The sequence below is a fragment of the Marinobacter fuscus genome (assembly GCF_003007675.1).
GTDB classification, from domain to species: Bacteria; Pseudomonadota; Gammaproteobacteria; order Pseudomonadales; family Oleiphilaceae; genus Marinobacter; species Marinobacter fuscus.
In genome coordinates, this window is sequence record NZ_PXNP01000097.1 from 124,792 (window position 1) to 150,173 (window position 25,382).

Annotated in this window: 20 protein-coding genes and 4 pseudogenes; 10 read left to right on the plus strand and 14 right to left on the minus strand. The window is 61.6% G+C overall.

Annotation, left to right across the window (positions count from 1 at the left end):
- Positions 1-138 precede the first annotated feature (138 nt).
- From C7H09_RS13655 to C7H09_RS20600, 4 genes and pseudogenes are all read left to right on the plus strand, one after another.
- Positions 139-897, plus strand: a complete 759-nt coding sequence (locus C7H09_RS13655; protein ID WP_106763547.1) for a type IV toxin-antitoxin system AbiEi family antitoxin domain-containing protein — start codon at positions 139-141, stop codon at positions 895-897.
- Complete coding sequence (locus tag C7H09_RS13660) at positions 890-1,822, plus strand: nucleotidyl transferase AbiEii/AbiGii toxin family protein (RefSeq protein ID WP_106763550.1); 933 nt, start codon at positions 890-892, stop codon at positions 1,820-1,822. Before C7H09_RS13655 ends, C7H09_RS13660 begins: the two co-directional genes overlap by 8 nt.
- Before the next feature lie 200 nt (positions 1,823-2,022).
- A pseudogene (mobH, locus tag C7H09_RS20595) lies at positions 2,023-3,157 on the plus strand (MobH family relaxase); the annotation flags it as partial.
- Positions 3,158-3,495: 338 nt separating this feature from the next.
- Positions 3,496-3,879: pseudogene (locus tag C7H09_RS20600) on the plus strand (conjugal transfer nickase/helicase domain-containing protein); the annotation flags it as partial.
- 217 nt (positions 3,880-4,096) lie between these two features.
- On the opposite strand, the gene C7H09_RS13670 reads toward C7H09_RS20600, so the two are convergent.
- Together C7H09_RS13670 and copM are read right to left on the minus strand one after the other, a co-directional pair.
- On the minus strand, positions 4,097-4,354 hold the full coding sequence (locus C7H09_RS13670; RefSeq protein ID WP_106763555.1) for a glutaredoxin family protein: 258 nt from the start codon (positions 4,352-4,354) through the stop codon (positions 4,097-4,099).
- A gap of 10 nt (positions 4,355-4,364) precedes the next feature.
- Complete coding sequence (gene copM, locus C7H09_RS20430; protein ID WP_106763558.1) at positions 4,365-5,066, minus strand: CopM family metallochaperone; 702 nt, start codon at positions 5,064-5,066, stop codon at positions 4,365-4,367.
- Between the two features lie 47 nt (positions 5,067-5,113).
- On the opposite strand from copM, the gene C7H09_RS20435 reads away from it, so the two are divergent.
- Positions 5,114-5,245, plus strand: a complete 132-nt coding sequence (locus tag C7H09_RS20435) for a hypothetical protein (RefSeq protein ID WP_256357486.1) — start codon at positions 5,114-5,116, stop codon at positions 5,243-5,245.
- A 45-nt stretch (positions 5,246-5,290) separates the two neighbouring features.
- Here C7H09_RS20435 and C7H09_RS13680 read toward each other — a convergent pair whose 3' ends face one another.
- The 11 genes and pseudogenes from C7H09_RS13680 to C7H09_RS13730 form a co-directional block, all read right to left on the minus strand.
- A complete protein-coding gene (locus tag C7H09_RS13680; RefSeq protein WP_106763560.1) occupies positions 5,291-6,487 on the minus strand; it encodes an MFS transporter in 1,197 nt (398 codons plus the stop codon).
- Between the two features lie 77 nt (positions 6,488-6,564).
- Positions 6,565-6,939 carry a MerR family transcriptional regulator gene (locus C7H09_RS13685; RefSeq protein WP_106763563.1) on the minus strand — a complete coding sequence of 125 codons (375 nt, stop codon included), beginning with the start codon at positions 6,937-6,939 and terminating at the stop codon, positions 6,565-6,567.
- Positions 6,936-8,441 carry an efflux transporter outer membrane subunit gene (locus tag C7H09_RS13690; protein WP_106763566.1) on the minus strand — a complete coding sequence of 502 codons (1,506 nt, stop codon included), beginning with the start codon at positions 8,439-8,441 and terminating at the stop codon, positions 6,936-6,938. Before C7H09_RS13690 ends, C7H09_RS13685 begins: the two co-directional genes overlap by 4 nt.
- A gap of 16 nt (positions 8,442-8,457) precedes the next feature.
- On the minus strand, positions 8,458-11,634 hold the full coding sequence (locus C7H09_RS13695) for an efflux RND transporter permease subunit (RefSeq protein WP_106763569.1): 3,177 nt from the start codon (positions 11,632-11,634) through the stop codon (positions 8,458-8,460).
- A pseudogene (locus C7H09_RS20565) lies at positions 11,631-13,060 on the minus strand (efflux RND transporter periplasmic adaptor subunit). Before C7H09_RS20565 ends, C7H09_RS13695 begins: the two are co-directional and overlap by 4 nt.
- A gap of 87 nt (positions 13,061-13,147) precedes the next feature.
- On the minus strand, positions 13,148-15,853 hold the full coding sequence (locus tag C7H09_RS13705) for a heavy metal translocating P-type ATPase (RefSeq protein WP_106763571.1): 2,706 nt from the start codon (positions 15,851-15,853) through the stop codon (positions 13,148-13,150).
- A gap of 175 nt (positions 15,854-16,028) precedes the next feature.
- Positions 16,029-16,595 carry a DUF4148 domain-containing protein gene (locus tag C7H09_RS13710; protein WP_228247428.1) on the minus strand — a complete coding sequence of 189 codons (567 nt, stop codon included), beginning with the start codon at positions 16,593-16,595 and terminating at the stop codon, positions 16,029-16,031.
- Positions 16,596-16,849: 254 nt separating this feature from the next.
- Positions 16,850-17,227 carry an ArsR/SmtB family transcription factor gene (locus C7H09_RS13715; RefSeq protein ID WP_106763572.1) on the minus strand — a complete coding sequence of 126 codons (378 nt, stop codon included), beginning with the start codon at positions 17,225-17,227 and terminating at the stop codon, positions 16,850-16,852.
- A 43-nt stretch (positions 17,228-17,270) separates the two neighbouring features.
- The gene (locus tag C7H09_RS13720; RefSeq protein ID WP_431021671.1) at positions 17,271-18,227 is read right to left on the minus strand and encodes a cation diffusion facilitator family transporter; all 957 of its coding nucleotides are present in this window, start codon (positions 18,225-18,227) and stop codon (positions 17,271-17,273) included.
- Positions 18,228-18,608: 381 nt separating this feature from the next.
- A pseudogene (locus tag C7H09_RS20320) lies at positions 18,609-18,836 on the minus strand (MFS transporter); the annotation flags it as partial.
- 92 nt (positions 18,837-18,928) lie between these two features.
- Positions 18,929-19,282, minus strand: coding sequence for an ArsR/SmtB family transcription factor (locus C7H09_RS13730; protein WP_106763577.1), 354 nt, complete (start codon positions 19,280-19,282; stop codon positions 18,929-18,931).
- Between the two features lie 238 nt (positions 19,283-19,520).
- Here C7H09_RS13730 and C7H09_RS13735 point away from each other — a divergent pair, with 238 nt between their 5' ends.
- The 4 genes from C7H09_RS13735 (at position 19,521) to C7H09_RS13750 (ending at position 23,823) form a co-directional block, all read left to right on the plus strand.
- Positions 19,521-22,016, plus strand: coding sequence for a heavy metal translocating P-type ATPase (locus C7H09_RS13735; protein WP_106763579.1), 2,496 nt, complete (start codon positions 19,521-19,523; stop codon positions 22,014-22,016).
- Between the two features lie 17 nt (positions 22,017-22,033).
- Positions 22,034-22,507 (plus strand): Cu(I)-responsive transcriptional regulator, encoded by a 474-nt coding sequence (gene cueR, locus C7H09_RS13740; protein WP_106763581.1) that lies wholly within the window; start codon positions 22,034-22,036, stop codon positions 22,505-22,507.
- Between the two features lie 14 nt (positions 22,508-22,521).
- Entirely contained in the window at positions 22,522-22,860 is a 339-nt protein-coding gene (gene fdx, locus C7H09_RS13745; RefSeq protein WP_106763583.1) for an ISC system 2Fe-2S type ferredoxin, read from the plus strand.
- A 204-nt stretch (positions 22,861-23,064) separates the two neighbouring features.
- On the plus strand, positions 23,065-23,823 hold the full coding sequence (locus C7H09_RS13750) for a MauE/DoxX family redox-associated membrane protein (RefSeq protein ID WP_106763585.1): 759 nt from the start codon (positions 23,065-23,067) through the stop codon (positions 23,821-23,823).
- 65 nt (positions 23,824-23,888) lie between these two features.
- Here C7H09_RS13750 and C7H09_RS13755 read toward each other — a convergent pair whose 3' ends face one another.
- Complete coding sequence (locus C7H09_RS13755) at positions 23,889-24,083, minus strand: heavy-metal-associated domain-containing protein (RefSeq protein WP_106763588.1); 195 nt, start codon at positions 24,081-24,083, stop codon at positions 23,889-23,891.
- Between the two features lie 393 nt (positions 24,084-24,476).
- Between C7H09_RS13755 and C7H09_RS13760 the strand changes: the two genes are divergently transcribed.
- The gene (locus C7H09_RS13760; RefSeq protein WP_106763590.1) at positions 24,477-25,367 is read left to right on the plus strand and encodes a LysR family transcriptional regulator; all 891 of its coding nucleotides are present in this window, start codon (positions 24,477-24,479) and stop codon (positions 25,365-25,367) included.
- The last annotated feature ends 15 nt before the right edge of the window (positions 25,368-25,382 follow it).

Sequence of the window (25,382 nt, forward strand, 5' to 3'; positions counted from 1 at the left end):
CATGTCTGCTGCGGGATTTCGGCCATCCGAGGCCATCCATGATTAGATTTATACACCAAATTCAATCATGAGGCTAATTTTCAAGCATTGTTCTGTTTCTGAGTGGTGATTGATTAGATTGTGACGTATATTTAGCCTATGAGTGTAAATACGCGGCATCAAGTAATCAAGCGGCTGCTGACGGAGCTTCCTCGTGGAGCCCCGTTCGACCTCGCCATGCTCGAATCCTACGGCGTGTCGCCCCAACTGGCCGCCCGCTACGCGGAAAGCGGCTGGTTGGTGCGTCTGGCGCATGGCGTCTATGCCTTCCCGAATGACGACTTCGACGTCAGCGGCGCCCTGCGGTTCCTGCAGGAGAGGGTCGCCGGCCTGCATGTGGGGGGCAAGAGCGCCTTGGCACTGCAGGGGGTACGGCACAACCTGGCTTCCCGGGAGACCTTGGTGCTCTGGGGTGACGCCCGCTTTGCGCTGCCAGCCTGGTTCACCCAGCGGTTCCCGGCGCGGTACGTCAACGCCAAGCTGTTCGACTGGCCCGACGATACGCTCCCCGGCAAGACCCTGCACACGCCGCCGGGGCAGGCAGCAGGCCTGCGGGTGGCGGTGCCGGAGCGCGCGGTTCTGGAGTTGCTCTACGAGACCGGCCCGCGGGAAAGCCTCGAAGAGGCCCGTAATCTGTTCGACGGCCTGCGATCGCCACGCAAGGATGTACTCGGACGCCTGCTGGCCTGCTGTACCAGCGTCAAGGCCGTGCGCCTGTTCCTGACCTGGGCTCGGGAAACTGGCGTCGTCGACGTCGATGCGCTGCTGGAGCAGTACCCGGTACGTACCGGCAGCAACAAGCGCTGGATGAGCCGCCTCGATGACGGCACCTTGCTGAGCCTGAACCCGCATGGATAAACACTACGCCGACACCGTTCGCCTGTTGCTGAACATCGCTCCCGACGTGTTCGACAACGACATCTTCGCCATGAAGGGCGGCACCGCCATCAACCTGTTCCTGCGGGACATGCCCCGCCTGTCCGTGGACATCGACGTGGTCTACCTGCCTTGGCAGACGCCGCGAGACGAGGCCTTGCAGGCCATCAACCAGGAGCTGGCCGCCATCGCGCAGCGCGTCGAACCCCTCGGCGTGCAGACACGCCTGATCCGCAGCAAGGATCTCGGGGATACCAAGCTGATCGCGGAGAACGAGAGCAGCCAGGTGAAGGTCGAGGTCAATGTGGTGTTTCGCGGCACCGTGCTACCCGCCACACGCAGTCCGCTGAGCGCTCGCACCAGCGATCTGTTCGGCGTCGAGTTCGATGTGCCGACCCTGGTTCCGGACGAGCTTTATGCCAGCAAGCTGGTCGCCGCCCTGGATCGCCAGCACCCTCGGGATCTGTTCGACGTCTGGCAGTTGTTCGAGAGCGGTGGCCTGACCGATGCGATGGTCGAGTGTTTCGTGGTCTATCTGGCGGGACACAACCGACCGACCCACGAAGTGCTGTTCGGCAACGACAAGGACATCACCGGCGAGTATGAGCGCGCCTTCGTCGGCATGACCGAGGTGGCTTGTCCGCTGGACGTCCTGCTCGATACCCGTGCCCGGCTCCGCCATGAGCTACCGAGACGACTCAGCGATGCCCACCGGCAGTTCCTGAGCGGGCTGACCCGCGCGCAACCCGACTGGTCACTGCTGCAATGCCCGCATGCCGACCAGTTGCCCGCACTGCGCTGGAAGTTCGCCAACCTGAGCACATTCCAGAAGCGCCGCCCGAAAGACTTCATCGCGCAGGCCGATGCTCTTGACGCCGGCCTGGCCGTAACCGCCTCCGGCGGCTGAGCCACCTCACCTGGCTCCACCTGGAAAAGGGGACTGCCCCAACATCCGTTTCTTTGTCGTCTGGCACCTGGTTACCGCCTATATGTAAAGGCTTTGAACAAGGGTCAAGGGCGGAAAGGGCAAGGGAATGGGGCGCAAGGGGAAAGGCCCTATCTGGAAAAGGAAAAGGCCCTGTCCCGCTCTCATTTCAGGTCACGGCGATGCTCGCTCTGTTCCAACGAAAACGGCCGCCATTGCCGGAGCCGGCACCGGCGACACCACCGAAAGGGCTGACGCGGCCGGAATCGGCCGCGTCCTTGCTGGCGACGCCGCGTCGGCGAAAGCTGATGGAGCACATCTGGCAGCGCACCTCGCTTTCGCGCAAGCAGTTCACCTCCCTGTACCGTGTGCCACTGGAGCGCTATGCCGAACTGGTGCAGATGTTCCCGGCGTCGGAAAGCCACCACCATGCTTACCTCGGCGGCATGCTCGACCATGGGCTGGAGATCGTCGCCTTCGCGCTCAAGCTGCGGCAATCGCATCTGCTGCCGGCTGGCGCAACACCGGAAGACCAGGCCGCCCAGGCCGAGGCCTGGACGGCGGCCACGGCCTATGCTGCGTTACTCCACGACATCGGCAAGATCGCGGTAGATCTCCACGTCGAGTACGAGGACGGCCGCGTCTGGCACCCCTGGCACGGGCCGCTGCTGCACCCCTATCGCTTCCGCTACAGGGACGACCGAGAGTATCGCCTGCATGGCGCAGCCACCGGCTTGCTCTACCATCAGTTACTCGATGCCGGCATCCTCGACTGGCTCAGCAGCTACCCAGCGCTATGGGCACCGCTGCTCTATGTGCTGGCCGGTCAGTATGAGCATGCGGGCGTGCTGGGCGAGCTCGTCGTTCAGGCGGATCGTGCATCCGTGGCTCAGGAGCTGGGGGGCGATCCCAGCCGCGCCATGGCCGCGCCCAAGCATGCCCTGCAGCGCAAGCTCATCGATGGACTTCGGTATTTGCTGAAGGAGGAGTTGAAGCTGAACCAGCCCCAGGCATCGGACGGCTGGCTGACACAGGATGCCTTGTGGCTGGTGAGCAAGACCGTCTCGGACAAGCTGCGCGCACATCTACTGTCACAAGGCATCGATGGCATCCCCTCGAACAACACGGCCGTCTTCAACGTGTTGCAGGATCACGGCATGCTGCAGCCGGCCCCGGACGGCAAGGCCATTTGGCGTGCCACGGTCAACAGCGAGGCTGGCTGGTCGCACAGTTTTACGCTGCTACGGATGTCACCAGCATTGATCTGGCAGCCGGATGAGCGTCCCGCTCCCTTCGCCGGAACGGTGACGGTGGAAGCGACTTCTGAAACGGGAACCGCCGAACAGCCCGCAGGCAGTTCGGATGAAGCCACCGGCAGCATCGAAACCTGTGCCGACAACATGGCTCTTGCTGCCGGACAGTCGCCTCCCACACCTGCGTCAGCCAACACGACTTTGCCCCAGCCGGAAGGGGAACCTCCTGCGGACGCGGTGGACGATCTGTTGTCCCTGTTCGGACAACCCGCTCAGGAGACCGGCGTAGAGCCCGAGCCCGCTGCTCAGCGCAACAGTGGCCCGCCGACAACTTCTGCCGAGCTGCCCACGAATACCGAAATCAGGCCACCAAAGAACTTGCCTGAAGCTCCTGACTGCGCGGTGCCATCCGGCGAGCACTTCATCGTCTGGCTCCGCCAAGGCATCCAGTCCCGTCGCCTCATCATCAACGATGCGAAAGCACTCGTGCATACCGTGGCGGATACGGTTTATCTGGTCAGCCCTGGCCTGTTTCAGCGCTACGCCCAGGAGCATCCCAGCATCTCGGCGCTCGCCAAGCAGGACAAGGTGCAGGACTGGCAATGGATACAGAAGCGCTTTGAAAAACTCGGACTTCACAGGAAACAGCCGTCGGGTTTGAATATCTGGACATGCGAAGTCATGGGGCCGCGAAAATCCCGTCGATTGCATGGCTACTTGCTCGAAGATCCGTCGCACATATTTGATACCGTTCCCCCGAACAATCCATACCTGTCGCTCAAATAGCAGCCTTCCGAGGAAGAGCCAGAGAGGTAGTTGAAGATGCTGATCGCCTGAGGTTTCTTCTCGTGATGTCAACGACGGGGGGGGGGCGAAAGCGCGGAGCGTTCTCGGCTGAAGAATGATCCACGGTCGTTCCGGCGTGTCCGCAACAGCGCTTACAGGGTCCGACCGGAGTCCGAGCCGGCGGCTCCGCCCGTGACCACGGTCGTCCTTCAGCGGCTCACTGAAGGCCAAGCGCCTTCATCAACCCCGGTTTCTGGCTCGCGAAGGTGCCATAGAAGACCTCGTTGCCGATGATCGTGATCGGGGCCACGCGCACGCCGGTTCGTGACTTGGCCTCCGCGGAAATCTTCGGGTCGGTCAGGTCGCGCTCTTCAAACGCGATGCCCTGCTGGGACAACCACTCCTTTAGCGCCCGGCAGTCCGGGCAAGTTGGAGTGCTATAGATGAGGATGCGCGGGGTGTTGGCTTGGTTCATGGTCGTGCCTTCACTTGCCCCGAGCGACAAGCCAACTCTTCATCATGGCGATCTCGCCTTCCTGCGCGGAGATGACCTCCTGAGCCAACTTGCGGACCTCCGGATCCTTGCCGTACTGCAACACCACCTTGGCCATGTCGATCGCGCCCTGGTGGTGCGGGATCATGCCGCGCATGAAGTCCACATCGGCATCGCCGCTGAAATCAATCATCATGTCCGCGTGCATGCGGTCGTTGCCGGCACGGTAGGCGGCCGTCGAGGCATCGCCCGAGCTGCCGGCCGCCGCCTGCTGGCCGTTTTCGCCCAGCCACTTGTTCATCATGGCGATCTCGCCTTCCTGCACGGTGATGACCTCCTGGGCCAGCTTGTGAACCTCCGGGTCCTTGCCGTACTGCAGCGCCACCTTGGCCATGTCGATCGCGCCCTGGTGGTGCGGGATCATGCCACGCATGAAATCGACGTCGGCGTTGCCAGTGAACTGCGCTCCCATCCCGGCGTGCATCTGGTCGTTCACGGCGCGATACGCGGTCGTGGAAGGACTGTCATTGGCCGAGGCGCTGGAGGGCATCGCGTGCCCTTGGTGACCTCCGCCCGCACTGGCCTGCATCGCTTCACCCGACGGGACGACCACCTTCTTCTGGACGGCCATCAGGCCGACGGCGACCACGACGGCGCCCGCAATGAACAACAGGCTGAACTTGTTGACTCTCATGAAAAGCTCCTTGAATGAGGTTGATGGAGTCACTGTAGGGCTTCCCATTGTTGGAAGGTCAAGCCCCTCATTTCGCCGTTGATGCCGATGAAGACCCTCGGCGCAAGATCCAGTCCTTCACTTCCACCGCCTACGACGACGCGCTGTCGAAGCTGCAGCGGTGGAAGCAGGTGATCTAGCGCCTGAGGCGGCCGCTAGACGGAACGCCTCTCGCATCGGCCCGATCAGCCCGGACTTGGTCGCACCGGCTCTCGCGCGGCCTGCCACAGCAGCGGCACCAAGATCAACGCCAGGGCCGGGAAGATCATCCAGTTGACCGCCTGCCAGCCCGAGCTGTGCAGGATCGAGCCCGCGAGGAACGACACGGCGGCTGTGGCAGCGAAAACGAAGAAGTCGTTCATGCCCTGCGCCTTGCTGCGCTCGGCCGGAGTGTGGCAGTCGGTGACCATCGCCGTCGCGCCGATGAAACTGAAATTCCAGCCGATGCCCAGCAGCGCCAGCGAGCCCCAGAAGTGGGGCAGGCCGAGCCCGCCCAGGGCCACCACCCCGGAGGCGGCGAGCAGTACCATGCCGACGGCGGTCACGCGCTCCTTGCCGTAGCGCACCATCAGTCGTCCGGTGAAGAAGCTCGGCCCGAACATCGCCAGCAGGTGCCACTGGATGCCCAGGGCGGCGTTGTCCACCGAATGTCCATGGTTGACCATCGCTACAGGTGCGGCCGTCATCACGAACGCCATCACCCCATAGGACACCACGCCCGCAGCCACCGCCAGCAGATAGCGCGGCATCGCCAAGAGCTGCAGCACCGTCCGACCGCTATCGGCGACTGCTTCGGCCTGGGTCTGGCGCGGCGTGCGCAACATCAGCAGGATCGGCAAGGCGATCAGCGGCAGCAGCGCCTGGCTGAGGAAGCTGCCGACGTAGGGCGTGCCCGCTACCGCGTCGCGTGTGAAGATCACCAACTGCGGCCCGATGATGGCGCCCGCGAGGCCGCCCACCATGACCCAGGAAATGGCCTTGGCCTTGAGCGTGTCCTCGGCGGTGTCGGCGGCTGCGAAGCGGTAGCTCTGCACATACGCGCCGTAGAAGCCGGCCAGGAAGGTGCCGGCGCAGAAGATCCAGAACGAAGCCAGCATGATGCCCAGCGCGGCGATCAGGCCCGAGGCTACGCCGAAGCCGACCCCGACCACGTACCCGTTACGGCGGCCATGGCGTCGCATGATGAACGCTGCGGGCAAGGTGCCGATGGCAAGACCCAGGCCAAACAGGCTCACGGGCAACGTGATCCAGGCCGAATCGTTGGCAAGCTGCTGGCCGACCAGCCCACCCAGCGACATCACGATGGGCGCGCTGGCGCCGCCGAGCGCCTGCGCGGCGGTGAGAACGCCGATGTTTCGGCGTGTGATGCTCTGGTCGGTCATGGCGTCTTTCTTATTCGTTTTCTGGCCGGAAATATTACACACATGAATATATATTCAGTTATACGACCATGCGATGCTCACGAGCCATCGAGAGCCGGTCCATCCTCGGAAGCCGCACCGTGCAAGGCCAATCCGAGCAGGTGCTCTTTCACCTGGATCAGTTGCTCCATGCGTTCCTCGACACAGGCGAGATGGCCTTGGACAGCCTGCCTTAGCAGTTCGGGTTCCAGGAACCCCTCATGTGCCCAACCCAGCAGACGGCGCACGTCATCCAAGCCGATGCCCGACGCACGGTAGTTGCGAATCAGGTGAAGCCGTTCGACATGCGCCGGGCCATAGCGCCGATAGTTGTTGCGTGACCGCTCCGGGGCTTGCAACAGGCCCTCCCGCTCGTAGAACCGAATGTTCTCCGGGGGGGTGCCCGTCAAGCGCGCAAGTTCGCCGATCCTCATCCCGGCGACTTGGTGGACTGCTTAACGCCGATACCCGACTGCACCGAGTGCTCAGTCCAGCCGCCGCCCAGCGCCTTGTAGAGGTTGATGAGGTTATTCAGCCGCGCCAGACGCGTGCGCACCAAAGTCTGCTGCGTGCCGTACAGCGTGCGCTGCGCGTCGAGCAAGGTGAGATTGTCATCCATGCCTTCCTTGAAGCGCTGTTCGGCCAATTCGTAGGCGCTCTGGCTGGCTGCCACCAATAGCTGCTCCGAGCGGATCTGATCATCGAGCGTGCGCTTGCCCGCCAGCCCATCGGCGACCTCGCTGAAGGCCACCTGGATGGCCTTTTCGTAGTTGGCGATCTCGATGCGCTTTTGCACCTGCGCCACGTCCAGATTGGCGCGCAACGCGCCGCCGCGGAAGATGGGCAGCGTGATCTGCGGCAGGAAGCTCCAGGCCCGCGAGCCCGAATCGAACAGGCCATCGAGCGAAGCGCTGGCCGTGCCTGCCGAACCCGTGAGGCTAATTGTCGGAAAGAAAGCGGCTCGCGCCGCGCCGATATTGGCGTTGGCACCAAGCAGCATCTGCTCGACGGCGCGGATATCCGGTCGGCGCACGAGCAACTCCGAAGGCAGTCCGCTCGGCAGGCTGGTTGGCACGATGCCATCAGGCAGCGTTGTGGCCGCATCCAGTTGCTGCGACAGTTCCGCCGTCAGCGGTTGGCCTAACAGCAATACCAGGGCATTGCGGTCGCTGGCTGCCTGTCGGGTATAAACCGCATGGTTGGCCTCGGCGGTACGCAGTGAAATCTCCGCGAGGCGCAGGTCGAGTTGCGTGGCGCTGCCTGCTTCCACCAATTGAGCCGTCAGTTCGTATGAGCGCTTCTGTGTGGCCAGGGTATCGCTGGTCAGAGTCAGTAGCGCCTGATCCGCGCGCAACGTGAGATAGGCGATGGCTACCTCGGATACCAGGCTCATCTGTGCGGCGACGCGGGTTTCATCGAGAGCCAGATAGGATGCCAAGGCTCGGTCGCTGAGGTTGCGGATGCGGCCCCATAGATCCAGTTCCCACGCTGTCGCCACCCCGGCCACGTCGTAGCGGCGGTTGATTTGGGTGGTTCCTGTGGGACTGATGTCAGCGGGCAGCCGTTCGGCCACACTGCCGCCGGCGGCGTCCAGGCTTGGCAGTAGATCGGCGCGCTGTATGCGATACATTGCGCGCGCCGCCTCCACGTTCAGGGCGGCCTTTTGCAGATCCCTGTTGCTCTCCAGCGAGAGCGCTATCAGCTGCTGCAACAGCGGGTCACGAAAGAAGTCGCGCCAGCCGATATCTGCCGCGAGCACCTGATCGGCGTCGGCTGGCGTGGCCTGTTCGTAGGCTGATCCCGTGGGATAGCTGGCAGCGATCGGCGCCTGGGGACGTTCGTACCTGGGCGACAGGGAGCAGCCTGCTAGGGCTACGGCCAGTGCAATGAGCGACAGTTTCTTCAATGCGCCTGGGACTTCAATAGATGTTTTCATAGTGTTCTCCAGACTTTCACGCATGCGTCTCGATCGCTGCTTGTTGCCCCTTGCGCTTCTCTTTGCGCAAAACGAGCTTGCGCACGACGACATAGAACACTGGCGTCAGCACCAAGCCAAATAGCGTCACCCCCAGCATGCCGGCGAACACGGCGACGCCCATGGCGTGACGCATTTCCGCACCGGCACCGGAGGCCAGCACCAGGGGAACCACGCCGGCGATAAAGGCGAGCGATGTCATCAGGATCGGACGCAGACGCAGGCGTGCAGCTTCGAGCACAGCCGCCAGCGGATCGACGCCGTCATCCTCCTTGGAGCGGGCGAACTCGACGATTAGGATGGCGTTCTTGGCGGCCAGCCCCACCAGCACCACGAATCCGATTTGCGTGAAGATGTTGTTGTCCCCCCCCGAGAGCCACACGCCCACGATGGCGGACAGCAATGCCATCGGTGCGATCAGCAGCACCGCGAACGGCAGCGACCAACTGTTGTACTGCGCAGCCAGGGCCAGGAAGGCCAGCAGCACAGCCAGCGGGAAGACGTACATTGCCGTGTTGCCCGCCGCCTTTTCCTGGTAGGTCAGGTCGGTCCATTCATAGGTCATGCCTGGCGGCAGCGTGTCGCGCACGATCTGCTCGATGGCGTCGGAGGCCTGACCCGATGAGTAGCCGGGTGCCGGGCCGCCGCTGATGTCAGCCGATGGAAAGCTGTTGTAGTGCATCACCCGATCCGGGCCAGAGTCGCGCTTGATCTGGATCAGAGTGCTCAACGGAATCATCTCCCCCGCTGCATTGCGCACCTGGAGCTGACCGATATCCTCTGCTTGCATACGAAACGGTGCATCGGCCTGCGCCATGACACGATAGGAACGCCCAAAGCGGTTGAAGTCGTTCACGTAAAGGGAGCCGAGGTTCACCTGTAGCGTCTCGAAGATGTCGGTGAGCGCTACGCCCTGTGTCTTGGCCTTCACACGGTCGATGTCTACCTGCAACTGAGGCGCATTGGTCTGAAAGCTGGCCAGCATATGGGCCAGCTCCGGCGTCTGCATCGCTTTGCCCATGATTTCGCCCTGAACTTGTGCCAGCATGTCGGAGCCCAGGTTGGCGCGATCCTGAATTTGCAGCTTGAAACCACCCATTGCCCCCAGGCCTGGTACGGGAGGAGGTGGGAAAACGCCCACGAAACCGTCTGGAATCTGGCTGAATTGACCCATCAGCCGACCCTGAACGGCGTACACCGACATGGACGAATCTTGGCGCTCCTCGAAAGGCTTGAGCATGACAAACATCAGCGCCGAGTTTGGTACGCTGACGGGGCCGTTCACCGACAAGCCAGGAAAGGCCACCACGGTCTCTACGCCAGGATCATCCATGGCAATCCGCGACATTTCCTTGACCACGGCCTCGGTACGATCCAGCGAGGCACCGGTGGGCAATTGGGCAATGCCGACAAGGTAGTATTTATCCTGTGCGGGAACAAAGCCGTTGGGAACTTGCGTGAATCCCACCCAAGTCAGGCCCACCAAGCCGACATAGAGCAGCAGGACAATGCCGCTAAAGCGTATGCTGCGTCGCACCATTCCAGTGTAGGCATCCGAGGATCTGTCGAAAAAGCGATTGAAGCCTCGGAACAGCCAGCCGAACATGCCGTCGATGACACGAGTCAGCCAGTCGCGGCGTGTTTTGTCATCATGAGGTTTGAGCAGCACGGCGGACAGCGCTGGCGACAACGTCAAAGCGTTGACCGTTGACAGGATGGACGAGATAGCAATCGTCAGCGCGAACTGCCGGTAGAACTCGCCTTGGAGTCCAGACAGGAAGACAGAGGGGATGAAGACCGCCGCCAGTACCGCAGTGGTGGCCAGGATCGGACTGGTCACTTCGTCCATTGCTGCGTGTGCTGCTGCCCTGGGTGATTTGCCCATGCGGATGTGCCGTTCGACGTTCTCCACGACAACGATGGCATCATCCACGACGATGCCTATTGACAGCACCAGGCCGAACAACGAGAGGGTGTTCAGCGAGAAGCCGAACAGGTGCATGAGCGCGAATGTTCCCACAATGGAGACTGGCACAGCCACCAGCGGAACGATCGATGCACGCCAGGTTTGCAGGAACAATACGACCACGAGTACCACCAGCAGGGTGGCCTCAAGCAGCGTCATCGTCACGGACTTGAGTGAGGCGCGCACGAAGACGGTGGGATCGTAAGCAATGCGGTACTCCAGCCCTTGTGGAAAGTCCGCTTGCAAGCGCTCCATGGTGGCACGCACCGCGTCGGAAGTGTCCAGGGCGTTGGCACCGGGGCTTGTTAGAATTTGCAGGCCCACCGCGTTGTCGCCGTCGAGCAGGCCACGCATAGCATAGTTGTCAGCGCCCATCTGCAGTCGTGCTACGTCACGCAGCTTTGTCACCGCGCCTTGCTCACTGACATTGACAACGATGTCGCCGAATTGCTCTTCGGTGGTCAAGCGCCCCATCGCACTGACGCTGACCTGAAAGGCCGACGACGCATCGGGCTGCTGGCCCACTGAGCCGGCGACCACCTCCACGTTCTGCTCGCGGATGGCCGCGACCACATCGCCTGCCGTCAAGCCGCGTGAGGCTACTTTGGTCGGATCGAGCCAGACGCGCATGGCATATTCGCCCTCACCGCCGATGATTACGTTGGCAACCCCGGACAGTCGTGCGAGTTCGTCGCGCACATGCAGCATTGAGTAGTTGGAGACATAGAGCGGATCGTACTGATTGCCGGGCGAGAGCATATGCACGACCATCAGAATATCTGGCGACGTTTTTTCGGTGACTACACCGATGCGCTGCACCTCCTCGGGAAGGCGCGGCAGTGCTCGTGATACGCGGTTCTGTACCTGAATCTGGGCAAAGTCGGGGTCGATACCTTGCTGGAACGAAATGGTCAGCACCATTTGGCCGTCAGTCGCGGTCTGAGAGGCCATGTAGATCATGCCTTCGACGCCATTGACGGCCTGCTCCAGAGGCGCGGCCACCGTATCAGCGATCACCTGCGGATTTGCACCCGGGTAGCTGGCAGTTACTTGTACTGTGGGTGGGGTAACCGAGGGGTACTCGCTCAAGGGGAGTTGGAACACTGCCATCGCACCGGCAATCAGCATTAGCACCGAGAGCACAACGGCGAAGATTGGCCGGTTGATGAAGAAATGAGGGAATTTCATGAGCGGGACTCCTCCTCACCAGGACGGGTATCAGCCGCCGGACTGTCAGAGTGTTCCGTATCAGCCGCTGCGTCGCTTGAGTCGGCAGCGCCAGTGGACTGCTGCATCGGCACGACATTCGGCGTGATGGGCATGCCGGGGCGCACCAGCCCCTTGAGGACGATCTGTTCACCTTCATTCAGTCCGCCCTCGACGACACGCAGCCCGTCGCGTATCGGCCCGAGTTGGATAGGCCGGTATTGCGCCGTGCTTTCAGCATCGACCACCAGTACATAGTTGCGGTCCTGGTCACTGCCGACGGCCTGATCGTCAATCAGAATGGTCTGGCGCTCAGTGCCAGTAGCAAGTCTGGCTCGCGCAAACATGCCGGGCGTCAGATAACCGTCTGGATTGGGCATGACAGCCCTGGCGCGGACAGTGCCCGTGCCCCGATCAACCTGGTTACCGACAAAATCTAGCGTGCCCTGGAACGGAAAATTGTTGTCCTTGCCCAGGCCGACCTGGACGAGCAAGGCGCTGTTTTCTGGCCTGGAGGCGTCAGGGCGTGCATTGCCTATATGGTTGAGATAGGTGCCTTCGTCAATGTCGAAATAAACGTACATCGGATCGACCGAAACAATGGTCGTGAGCAGCGTTGCCGCGCCCGCGCCACCACCGCTGACCAGATTGCCCTCGGTCACCAGCATGCGATCCACCCGGCCTGCGATCGGTGCGGTCACCCGTGCATAGGACAGGTCGAGCCGGGCGGCAGCCACGCGGCTTTTGCCGCTTGAACCTGCGCCTGTCGTGCATTGCGTGCGGAGACAGCATCGTCATAGGTCTTGCGCGATACCGCACCGGTGGATACCAGCCGCTCGGCACGCTCGAAATCGCTTTGCGCCTGAGCGGTCAGCACTTCGGCCTGGTGCAGTTGTGCCTGAGCGGTGTCGAGAGCGACCTGGAAGGGGCGCGGATCAATCTGAAACAGCAACTGGCCCTTGCTGACCAGACTGCCTTCAGGGACGCTGACCGCGTCGATGGCGCCCCCGACGCGCGAACGTAGCTCCACCGTTTCAGGTGCGGCGAGGTAGCCCGTGAACTCGACCGTCGGTGTCATGGTGCGCACGATTACCTCGGCCACCGGCACCCGAGGCGCCATTGCGCCGGGAGGCCCGCCTGCAGCCGGCCCTTCATTGTTGGATGCGTTGCGGCTGACAACGGCAATGCCCACGCCAGCGACGATTGCCACCGCCAGCAGAACTACTCCAATTTTCTTTTTCATGATGAAAATGACCCTTGCTGTGTGCTCCGCCTCAAGACCACTGTGCGGCGTTGGTGAGGACTCTAGAGGTTTCAATAGTTGGAAGGTCAAGCTCCCGCGAGGAAAAAACTTCCCGGCTTCCCTGACCTCCGCCGTTGACCTTGTGATGGCGAAAGCCGGAGGCATCGAATCTCAACGTCACGAGAATCGGCACCTCCGGCGCACCTGCGGCACACTGGCTTAGCAATGCAGACCTATGTCCAGCCGCTGCCGTCAGTGCGCAGCCTGGGGCTGAGGCGAGCGCGTCGGATGGCCGGTGTCGCGGTCGTCGTCCACACTTTGGGCACCCTTGAACCTCAGCAGGCGCAGCGCATTGAGCGTGACCAGCGCTGTAGCGCCGGTATCGGCCAGAACCGCGACCCACAGGCCCGTCATGCCGAACACGGTGGTGACCAGAAACAAGCCCTTGAGGCCAAGTGCAAACACCACGTTTTGATGGATGTTCGCCATGGTGGCGCGTGACAGTGCTACCAAGTGCGCCACGTCCGTCACGCGGCTCTTGAGCAGCGCCGCATCTGCGGTTTCCAAGGCCACGTCCGTACCGCCACCCATGGCGATACCCACGTCGGCAGTCGCCAGAGCCGGCGCGTCATTGATGCCGTCGCCGACCATGGCCACCTTGGCATCACGCTTCATGTTGTTGACCAGATCCAGCTTGTCCTGCGGCAACAGTTCGGCCTTCCAGTCGATTCCCAAGCTGTCGGCAATGGCTTGTGCGGTACGCTGGTTGTCGCCCGTGAGCATCACGGAGCGAACGCCCATGGCCTTGAGCTGAGCGACACCTTCGCTTGCATCGCGGCGCGGCTCATCGCGCAACGCAAGCAGTCCCAGAGTCTCCTTGCTACGCTCGTCGAACAGAACCGCAACAGTCTTGCCGCTGTTCTCCAGCGCTTCGATTTCCTTACGCTGCTGGGCCGACAGCGTAGCTACCTGACCCGCGTGAGATGGGGAACCCACTGCCAGCATTTTGCCGCCCACAGTGGCTCGCACCGCTTTGCCGGCAATCGCCGATGCCTCCGATGCTTTGGGAATGGCCGTATCCGTGCTTTCTGCATGGACGACGATAGCCTTGGCCAGTGGGTGGTTCGACCCGGACTCGACGGCGGCGGCCAGCGCCAGCACCTGCTTTTGTCTGAGCTGACCAAAAGGAACTACCTCGGTCACGCGCGGCTTGCCCTCGGTCAGCGTGCCGGTTTTGTCGAAGGCGATGGAGCGGACACGGCCAATGGTTTCCAGCGCGTTGCCGCCTTTGATCAGCAGCCCTCGACGCGTCGCAACCGCAAGACCCGAGGCAATCGCCGCCGGAGTGGAGAGCACCAGTGCGCAGGGGCAGGCAATCAACAGAAGAGCCAGGCCACGGTACAGCCAGGTACTCCAGTCCCCCCCCATGGCCAACGGCGGCACCACCACGATCAGCGCGGCGATGGCCATTACGGCCGGGGTGTAGTAGCGGCTGAACTTCTCGATGAAGCGGGCCGTGGGCGCCTTGGAGGATTGCGCCTGTTCAACCAGTTGGATGATGCGCGAGATGGTGTTGTCCGACGCGGCCTTTTCCACCCGGACTTCCAGCACACCGTCGACGTTGATCGAGCCGGCGAAAACAGTGTTGCCAGCAGCCTTTTGACGCGGCACGGATTCTCCCGTGATCGGCGACTCATCGAGGCTGGATTCGCCACGCAGGATCTCTCCATCGGCAGGTACTCGGTCGCCTGGCCTGACCAATACAGTGTCATTGACCTTCAGCGAGGCAGCCGGGACGGTACGCTGACCTCCATTGGGATCGAGCAGCACCGCTGTCTTGGGAACCAGTGATGCCAGTGCCTTGATGCCAGCTCTGGCACGACCGGCGGCTACGCTTTCCAACAGCTCACCGACCGAGAACAGGAAGACCACTGCTGCTGCCTCTTCAGCCTCACCGATGAACAGCGCACCAATCGCAGCGACTGACATCAGGGTTTCAATGGAGAAAGGCGAACCGGATCTCGCCAGCGCGAACGCTTTGCGCGCAAATGGCGTGACACCCGCAATCACGGCAGCAGCGAATATCCATTCGCCGTAGAGCGGCAGCAGCAGGGTCATGGCATAGGCCGAAGCCATCAGCACACCCAATCCGATCACATGCTTGCCTTTTTTCGTCTGCCACCAGCGGCGGTTCTGAATGCTAGTGGCCGGGACAGAGACTGCGCCGGTATCAGAGCCGTCATGGCGGCGTACATCGGAGACTCCGAAACCCAGGCTCTTGATAGTCTTCTCGATGTCGCCGAGCTGCGTGGGAACGCCGGATGCGAGCGTCAGCTCCAGTGTCTCGGCGGTGAAGTTGATGCGTGCGTCGGACACGCCGACCATGCGCGCGAGGGCCGTTTCAATCTTGCCGACGCAACTGGCACAGTCCATGCCTTCGACGCGCATGGAGACGTTGGGTGGCGTGCTGGGTGCAGTACGGATGGCAGGAGCAGCCGCCGCGTGGTCATGCCCGCTGCAGGCTCCGTGCTCGTGGCCGTGGCCATGCTTGTGATCGTGTCCGTGGTCATCACCGCATGCCTTTCCGTGTGCATGATTGTGCCCGTGGTCGTGAGCATGCCCATGGTCATGGTGACCGCCGCAGCCGGCATGGCCATGCGCGTGGGCCGCCTGGCGCGGTACGGGCACCGGGGACACTTCGGACGTGGGCAGTTCCTGCACGTCGAAGCCCAGGGATCGGATTTTCTTGGCGATATCCCGCGTAGTCGCACGGCTGTGCGGTTCACGCCTCAAGATGAGCGTCTCGCTCGCAAAATTGACCTGCACGTCCGACAGGCCGTCGAGGCGGCCAAGGGCCGTCTCGATCTTGCCGACGCAGCTCGCGCAGTCCATCCCTTCAACGCGAAAGCCGAGGTGTTCCCCAGCTTCTTCGCTACGGTCTATTTTTTCCAAAGACATATCGATCTCCAATTTCTCCGAATACCTCACACGGTGGAATGCGCCGCAGACCGATCTGACCGCCTTATCAATAACAAACACATGGACATACGTTCATATGTTTGTTATGAAAAAAAGACATGTTCGTCCTTTTGGCTGCGATCCCCGATGGTTATGGTGTGCGGCGCACGTTCTCTCAGTTCTGGCGCTGTTGCAGGTAGTTCTGGAAGGCGACACGGTATGCAGGGCTGGATGTGTCGGGGGTTTGATCCCCAGCCCAGAACCGATCCAGCCCGGCGCGTTTCCATGCAGCCAGATCGGCTTGAACCTCGGCTCGCGTCAGCCCCACCTCCTGCTGATACTGCTCGCCGTCGCGCAGGTGACGATAGGTGTCGTATGTCGCGCGGTATTGCGAGCTGAACGTGTCGGTGCCGCCGTCGCCGCGTTCGAGTTTGTCTAAGCCGGCACGCTTCCACAGCGCCAGGTCGGCACGCACCTGATCTCTCGTCAAAGCGGTGGACTCACGGTAGTCGGCTCCCAGACGAAGTTGCAGGTAGTTTTTGTAAGCTTGGCGGTATTCCGAGCTGAAAGTGTCAGGCCCGGCGTCTCCCCCGGAAAGCTTATCCAGTCCGGCCTGCTTCCACGCCGCCAGGTCAGCGTTGACTTCCGCGCGCGAAACACCTGCGTCGAAGGGTTGGGCGCCTGCACCAGCCGCAACGAAGGCGGAAAGCAGAACTGCGACGTGAAATTTTTTGGACATCATCAATACTCCTTGACGTTACAAACAATGGCGTGGTGCTCACGCCTCCTTCAGTTGATTCATAGTCGAATAATAACACACATGAAGATATGTTCAATTGTTTATTTGAAGGTACGGATAGGCCTTTTCTGTTCCGGGGCAAGACCTCTGGTTTCAGGCAAAGCGACGAAGGGCTCTGGCCTCCACTCTGATATTGACCACCCAAAAAAAACGGCACGCCCCTTGCCAGAGCGTGCCGCACACATTTGCACACTCAGTCAATCGTCGGATCTATCCTCGGAAATGTGGGAAGCCATGTCCTGAAGCACCTGGCTGACGTGCTGATCCGCGATACCGTAAAAGATGTGCTTTGACTGGCGTTCGCCGCGCACGAGACGCGCGCCACGCAACAGCCGGAGGTGGTGGCTGACCAAGGACTGCGACAGATCGAGCGAGTCGGCGATATCTCCCACAGCGACCGATCCGCGCATGCAATGGAGCAAAATCTTCAACCGCGATTGGTCGCCCAGCAGACGGAAGGTTTCGGCCAGAACAGCGACGTCACTTTGCGACAGTGCAAGAACATCAGTAGCCGCGCCGTGGCTGGAGGTCGAACATTGCGCAATATCGGAGCTGATGGTTTTGCGGAACGTCATGGCTTCAAACCCTCAAGTGAACTGCGAGCCGGCTTGCACGGCCTCAATGCTTGTGACCAGAAGCGGAGTGGTCATGGTTGTGCCCACTGTGGTCATGGCCGCTGTGGGCATGACGGTCCGTCCTGGGTTGCAGGCTGCAGACGTTCTCGTCGGCTTCCGAGTTCCAGTCGATCCCGACCGTGGCGTGTTCGATGCTGAATTGCTCTCGAAGCACCGCCTCGACGCGCTTGACCACGGCTCGCGCTTCCTCGTCCACATTGGGTCGCACGTGTAGCGTGGCCATGGTGCGACCGGAGGTGAGTTGCCACACGTGAACATGGCTGACAGCCGCTAGGCCGGGAACGGCGCTCATCAGGCCTTGTTCCACCTTCTCCGGCGAAGCGTCCTCCGGCGCGCCCTCCAGCAGGATATGGATAGACTTGGCCAGGAGCTTCCAGGCGCTGCGCAGGATCAGCGCCGCCACCAGAACCGACAGGATGGGATCAATGGGCGTCCACCCCGTGAGATAGATGATGACCGCAGCGAGGATTGCTCCCACCGAGCCCAACAGGTCGCCTATCACATGCAGGATGGCACCTTTCACGTTGACGTGCTCGGTATCGCCGCGTGTCATGATCCACAGCACGAGCAGGTTTATCAGCAATCCCAACACGGCGACGATCATCATGGGGCCAGCCAGGATCACCGGCGGCGCTTGCAGCCGCCCCCATGCTTCATAGACGATCCAGGCGACGATGGCGAAGAGCGTGACGGCGTTGATGAAGCCGGCAAGTACCTCGAAGCGTAGATAGCCAAAGGTGCGCTTGCTGTCTGCGGCGCGGCTGCCGAACCGGAACGCCATATAGGCCAAGGCCAGCGCCATCGCATCGGTCAGCATGTGGCCCGCATCGGCCAGCAGCGCCAGCGAGCCGGAAATCACGCCGCCCACCGCCTCCACGATCATGAAGGTGAAGATCAGCACGAAGGAAATGAGAATCTTGCGCTGGTTGGCGCTGGTCACAGTTGGCACATGGCTGTGGTCGTGACCATGGTCATGTGAGTGAGAGTGGGACATGGGAGCCTCGGGCAAGTTAAATTTTGACTACGCGAGGAAATATAACACATAAACACATGTTCATGTGAAGTGTTTTATTTAGCCATACCAGTGTTCGTGGCGGATGCGTTGCAACGCCGCGGCAAGACAGCCCTGTGTGCTGCCATTGCCGAGAAGAGGCCTATCCTCTCGGCCAGATCCGGTGCAGATCGTCCACGATCAGCGAATGATGGTGTCTGCCCTGATCTGCGTGCGTTCGCAAATGAGGGTGATCCGCCGGTAGGTTTGGATGGTCATGGGTCAGATCGGACGGGGCGCTGGCCGGCCACAGCCGAAGCGCCAGCGCCACGCCACTTCGATTTCGCCCAGGCCGAAGCGCGCCTTCACGAGGACCACCGTGTTCACGATCACCATCGAGCCCGCGGCCGAGACGGCCAGGCTGATCGCCAGCAGGCCCGCAGGCGCGGCCGAAACGAGGAAGCAGAGCATCGTTCCCACGAACAGGTTGTGAAAGCTGATGACGGTCAGCAGCGCGGCGGCCAGCATTGGGGAAATCACGCTTTCCAGGTCGTAGGCCTGCGGGACAGCGACAGCGTCTTCTAGTGAGAATGCCTGCAGCAGCGGCCACCCACTGCTGCGCGTAATGGTAGGTTTTGCGATCCGCTCGGCTACTCGTCGTTGTGGTCTTCAGCAATGTGGATGGCCATGTCCAGCAGCACCTGGCTCACGTGCTGGTCGGCCACCTCATAGAAAATCTGCTTGGCCTGGCGCGCACCCTTGACCAGCCGAGCTCCACGCAGCAGCCGCAGATGGTGGCTGACCAGTGATTGCGAGAGGTCGAGGGTCTCCGCGATGTCCCCCACCGAAGTAGACCCCTTCATGCAGCACAGCATGATTTTCAGCCGCGAAGGATCGCCCAGGAGGCGGAAGGTTTCGGCCAGGATGGTTACATCATTGTGCGACAAGGATGTCAGATCGGCGCTTGCGCCGTGAGGTGTGCTTGCTGGTTTGCGTGAAGTCATTTGTCAAAAATTCCTGCTCTCGAACGGCTGTTCATGCCCTTCAGGATCAACGAGGCTGCGGCAGAGCGATCATGCGCAGCTAGGGATCTGGGAAAGCTTGGCAACCAGAACCCGCCGCACCTCTGTCGCCAGCGCTTTCCCAAACCAGACAGTACACATAAAAAAATATGCTTGACCTTCCCACGATGGTAAACCCTAAGCTTCCCTCATGTCGAATCTCAACTACGGGAAATAAACCATGAGCATGCCAATAATGAGTGATGCTCGCGCCACAGCAGCTGCGATCAGCCTGCCCATCGAGGGCATGACCTGCGCGAGCTGCGTCGGCCGAGTCGAGGCCGCCCTGGCCAAGGTCGAGGGCGTGGACACTGTGTCCGTCAATCTGGCTACCGAGCGGGCGGACATCCGCCTGGCTGGTCCTGTTGATCGCATGGCGCTGATTCAGGCGGTGGAGAAAGTGGGCTACGAGGTGCCGGCCGGCGTCACTGAACTGGCGATCGAGGGCATGACCTGCGCATCCTGCGTAGGCCGCGTCGAGAAGGCGCTCAAAGCCATACCAAGCGTCACGGAGGCCACGGTGAATCTGGCGACCGAGCGCGCCACCGTGCGCGGCTTGGCTGCCGTGGAAGATCTGATCGCGGCCGTAGACAAGGTTGGCTACGAAGCCCGCCTGGTCGATACCGGCGCACAGGCCGAAGATGAAGCAGCAGAAAAGAAGGACGCCGAGCGGGCCGAACTCAAGCGTGACCTGACCCTGGCCGGTCTGCTGACATTGCCGGTATTCGTGCTCGAAATGGGCTCGCACATGATTCCCGGCATGCACGAGTGGGTCATGAACACCATCGGCATGCAGCAGAATTGGTATATCCAGTTCGTACTGACCCTGCTGGTGCTGGCCATTCCGGGCCGGCGCTTCTATGAGAAGGGCTTTCCGGCCCTCGTGCGCCTGGGCCCGGACATGAACTCGCTCGTCGCGGTCGGCACGATGGCCGCGTTCGGCTTTTCGATGGTCGCCACCTTCGCGCCCGGCCTGCTGCCAGCAGGCACGGTGAACGTCTATTACGAGGCGGCTGCCGTCATCGTGACGCTGATCCTGCTCGGTCGCTTCCTGGAGGCGCGCGCGAAGGGTCGTACCTCCGAGGCCATCCAGCGGCTGGTCAAGCTGCAGGCCAAGGAGGCCCATGTGTTGCGTGACGGCCGTATGGTGGATATTCCCATCAACGACGTAGCCCTTGGCGACATCGTGGAAGTGCGTCCCGGCGAGCGCGTGCCGGTCGATGGCGAAATCACCGAGGGCCGCAGCTTCGTCGATGAGTCGATGATCACCGGCGAACCGATCCCGGTCGAAAAGGCTGCTGGCAGCACGGTGGTCGGTGGCACCGTCAACCAGAAAGGCGCGCTGACGCTGCGCGCCACCGCCGTGGGCGGGCAGACCATGCTGGCGCAGATCATCCGCATGGTCGAGCAGGCCCAGGGCTCGAAGCTGCCGATTCAGGCCGTGGTGGACAAGGTGACGTTGTGGTTCGTTCCGGCAGTGATGCTGGTCGCCTTGCTGACCTTTCTGGTCTGGCTCGTGTTTGGCCCGTCGCCCGCCCTGACTTTCGCCTTGGTCAACGCCGTAGCCGTGCTCATCATCGCCTGCCCGTGCGCTATGGGCTTGGCGACGCCGACCTCGATCATGGTCGGCACCGGCCGCGGCGCCGAGATGGGCGTGCTGTTCCGCAAGGGCGAGGCCTTGCAACTGCTCAAGGATGCCAAGGTGGTGGCCGTGGACAAGACCGGCACCCTGACAGAGGGTCGCCCGGTGCTGACCGACCTGGAAATCGCTGAAGGCTTCAGCCGCGACCCAGTGCTGGCGAAGGTCGCTGCCGTAGAATCTCGCTCGGAGCACCCGATTGCGCGCGCGATCGTCGAATCTGCGACAGAAGGTGGCATCGCGCTGCCGACCATGACCGATTTTGATTCGGTCACGGGCATGGGCGTGCGCGCAACCGTGGACGGTTCCCGTGTCGAGGTTGGCGCCGACCGCTACATGCGTTCGCTGGGCCTGGACGTCGGTGTATTCGCAGGCACTGCCGAGCGTCTGGGCAACGAGGGCAAATCACCGTTGTACGCCGCGATCGATGGCCGCCTGGCCGCCATCATCGCCGTGGCCGATCCGATCAAGGCTAGCACGCCCGCCGCCATCGCCGCGCTGCATCAGCTTGGCCTGAAAGTGGCAATGATCACCGGCGACAACGCGCGTACCGCACAGGCGATTGCCAAGCAACTGGGCATCGACGAGGTGGTGGCCGAAGTCCTGCCTGAAGGCAAGGTGGATGCGGTGCGCCGGCTGAAAGCCAGCCACGGCCAGATTGCTTACGTGGGTGACGGCATCAACGACGCCCCGGCGCTGGCCGAGGCCGACGTGGGCCTGGCAATCGGCACCGGCACTGACGTGGCAGTCGAGTCAGCCGACGTGGTGTTGATGTCCGGCGACCTGCGAGGCGTGCCCAACGCCATCGCGCTGTCGAAGGCTACGCTGGGCAATATCCGCCAAAACCTATTCTGGGCGTTTGGCTACAACACCGCGCTGATTCCGGTGGCCGCCGGGGCGCTGTACCCAGCATATGGGGTGTTGCTCTCGCCGATCTTCGCCGCCGGCGCGATGGCACTCTCCAGCGTGTTCGTGCTGGGCAACGCGCTACGCCTGCGCGGCTTTCGGCCGCCGCTGGCGGCGGATACCACTCATTGAGAAAGGGGAGGAAGACCATGAACATCGGTGAAGCATCCAAAGCATCCAAGGTCTCGGCCAAGATGATCCGCTACTACGAGCAGATCGGCCTGATTCCGCCAGCGGATCGTACCGAATCTGGCTATCGCACCTACACCCAGGCCGATATCCACCGGCTGCATTTCATCCGCCGCGCGCGCGATCTCGGCTTCTCGGTGGCCGAGATCACGAATCTGCTGGGCCTGTGGAACGACAAGTCGCGCCAGAGTGCCGACGTCAAGCGCCTGGCCCAACAGCACATCGCCGAACTGGACCGACGCATCGAGAGCATGCTGCAGATGACAGAAACGCTCAAGGCGTTGATTCATTGTTGCGCGGGTGATGAACGACCAGACTGCCCGATCCTTCAGACGCTGGAGCAACCCGACACCAGTGAAGACGAACCTGAAGAGCGCACTGGTGCCGTACCGCGCCGCTCGCACGGCACCAGAACAGCGAAACGCTCGCGCTGACGACCAGGAGAGACATGCCCAAAATCACTGTTCTTCCCCACTCAGAACTGGCACCTGAAGGCGCGGTGCTGAACGTGCCAGCAGGCACCTCGATTTGTGAGGCCCTGCTGGACAATGGCATCGAGATCGAGCATGCCTGCGACATGAGTTGCGCATGCACCACCTGCCATTGCATCGTGCGCAAGGGGTTCGACTCTCTAAACGAAGTCGAGGAGTGCGAGGACGACCTGCTCGACAGGGCCTGGGGACTGGAGGCGCAGTCGCGCCTGAGCTGCCAGGCCATCGTGTCGACAGAGGATCTGACCGTCGAAATCCCCAAGTACACGATTAACCACGCCAAGGAGAACCACTAGGGCCTGGCGTGCCGCCGCAGACACGCCGGCCTGTGGCCGGATTGTCCTGGCAGGTGGAGAACAGCCTGACGACCTACCCATGAGCCAGGCGCCTACACACTCTTGCGCCAGGGCGGGTTAGGGTAGAGAGGTAGTCTGAAGTCTTTTGCTCACGGTCGGCTCCGCCGACCTCCCTTAAGGAAGACCCCACAGGAGAAGTCCAGCATGTCTGCGCTCAAGCACGCCAAGCTCTACCGCATGGTCATGCCCGACCATACCTGCCCCTATGGGCTGAAGTCGCTCGATCTGCTCAAACGCAAGGGCTACAAGGTCGAGGACAAGCACTTGGCGAGCCGCGAGCAGACGGATGCGTTCAAGCAGGAACATGGAGTCGAAACCACGCCGCAGACGTTCATCGATGGGCGGCGCATAGGGGGCTACGACGAATTGCGTAAATTCTTCGACATGCCCGTGAAGGACAAGAACGCTGTGACCTATACCCCCGTGGTCGCGCTGTTCCTCATGGCCGCCGCGCTGGCGCTCGGGGCGAGTTGGGCCGCCTTCGGCCAGCTACCGGGCATTCAGACCGCAGAGTGGTTCGTGGCCTTTGCCATGTGCTTGCTGGCGTTGCAGAAACTCAAGAACGTGGACAGTTTCGCGACGATGTTCCTCAACTATGACCTGTTGGCCAAGCGCTGGGTGCGGTATGGCTATCTCTACCCGTTCGCAGAGGGTACCGCTGGCGTGTTGATGGTCGCGGGAGTGGGTATGTGGCTGTCGATTCCGCTGGCACTGTTCATCGGCACCGTCGGGGCCGTGTCGGTCTTCAAGGCGGTTTATGTCGATCGCCGGGAACTCAAGTGCGCCTGCGTGGGCGGGGACAGCAATGTACCGCTGGGCTTCGTATCCCTGACAGAGAACCTGATGATGGTGGCGATGGCCCTTTGGATGTGGGTCAAGGTCGCCTATTTCGGGATGCACTGAGCAACAACATGGCGCGTGCGCCAGCATCGCGGCCAACCTGCGTTCAGGTCGACCGCGATCGGATGTTACTGCGCGCGCGGCGGGAAACCAGCCTCGCGCAGGGCTGCGACGATCTGCCCTTCGGATGCCGACGTTTGCACCTCGACCCGGCGGGATGGCGGATCAGTGACGACACTGGCGTTGGGGTCGATCATCTGAATCGTCTTCGTCACGGTGCGGGCGCATCCACCGCAGGTCATGTCATCGAGATGGAATTGCATGGAAAACTCCTTTCGGGTTGGGGTGCTTGGCAGTTTGGTCCTTGCCACGGTTGGAAGGTCAAGTGGTAGTTGCATCGACGGGACGCAGCGGCTGCCAAGTTCCCTCACGCTGTCACTGACGCGCAACCTTATTGATTCGCGCCGATGGCATTTGCAACGAAGCCAAGCAGCACACCGTCATCAAGCCGGCTCCGATCCCTTATCAAGCTCCAGATCAGAGGCAGGAGGTCTTTTTTGATAAAATATATGAACATATGTATTATTGTTCAATCGAATCAATGGCCTTTTGCCCTGCCCTGAAGGGGAGCACCTGCTACTTCATCCACTGAGCACACTTCGGCATCAATGCGCCGTGGCCAATTGAATTGACCAAGATTGCTGAAGGACGCAACCATGGAACTTCGTCACCTGCGCTGCTTTGTGGCGGTCGCCGAAGAACTGCACTTCACACGAGCTGCCGAGCGCTTGCATATCGAACAATCCCCCCTGTCTCGAACGATCAAAGAGCTTGAGGATGAGCTAGGGGTAATACTTTTTGACCGAAACCGTCGAGGCACTGTGCTGACCCCCGCTGGAGCCGTGTTCTTGCAGGACGTCCGCAGACTGTTCACTGTTTTGGAGCATGCACGGGAGAACGTCCAGGCGGTCGCGGCGGGTCTGCGAGGGAGCCTGCGCATCGCTGTCTCCGATGGTGCAATCGATCCCAGGTTATCGGCGTTTCTGGCTCGTTGTCGCGCAGAAGAGCCGGAGGTCGAGATACGCCTATCCGAAGTACCTCTGGCCGAGCAACTGCGTGGTTTGCGATCAGGCGACTTCATGGCCGGATTCGCGCACACTGCCAACGTCGGTTACGGCATCGTCGCCGAACCGATCTGGCAAGACCCGCTGGTTATCGCGCTCCCCGCCCGCCACGAACTACTCGCTCACAAGAAGGTTCCGCTCCATACCCTCGGGGGGCATCCGCTCATCATGTGCGATCCCCAGGCGTGCGAAGGTTGCTGCCTCGAACTGGCTCGACTTCTTCGGCAACTGGAGCATGAACCGAACATCGTTGAGCACGCGTCCTCACTAGACATGATGCTCACCTTGGTCGGTGCAGGCTACGGCATCGGCTTCACGACGACGACCAGGATTACTGCTTACCAGCGCTCTGACGTTGTAATCCGCCCTCTGGCAGTGGAATCAGCGGTCATCACCACCTACTTGCTGTGGCCCGAAAACACCCGTTTGTCGGTTCCACTGGAGCAGTTCATTGCTCGGCTACGCGACCGATTGAGCGACTAACGAAGCTGGCCAAAG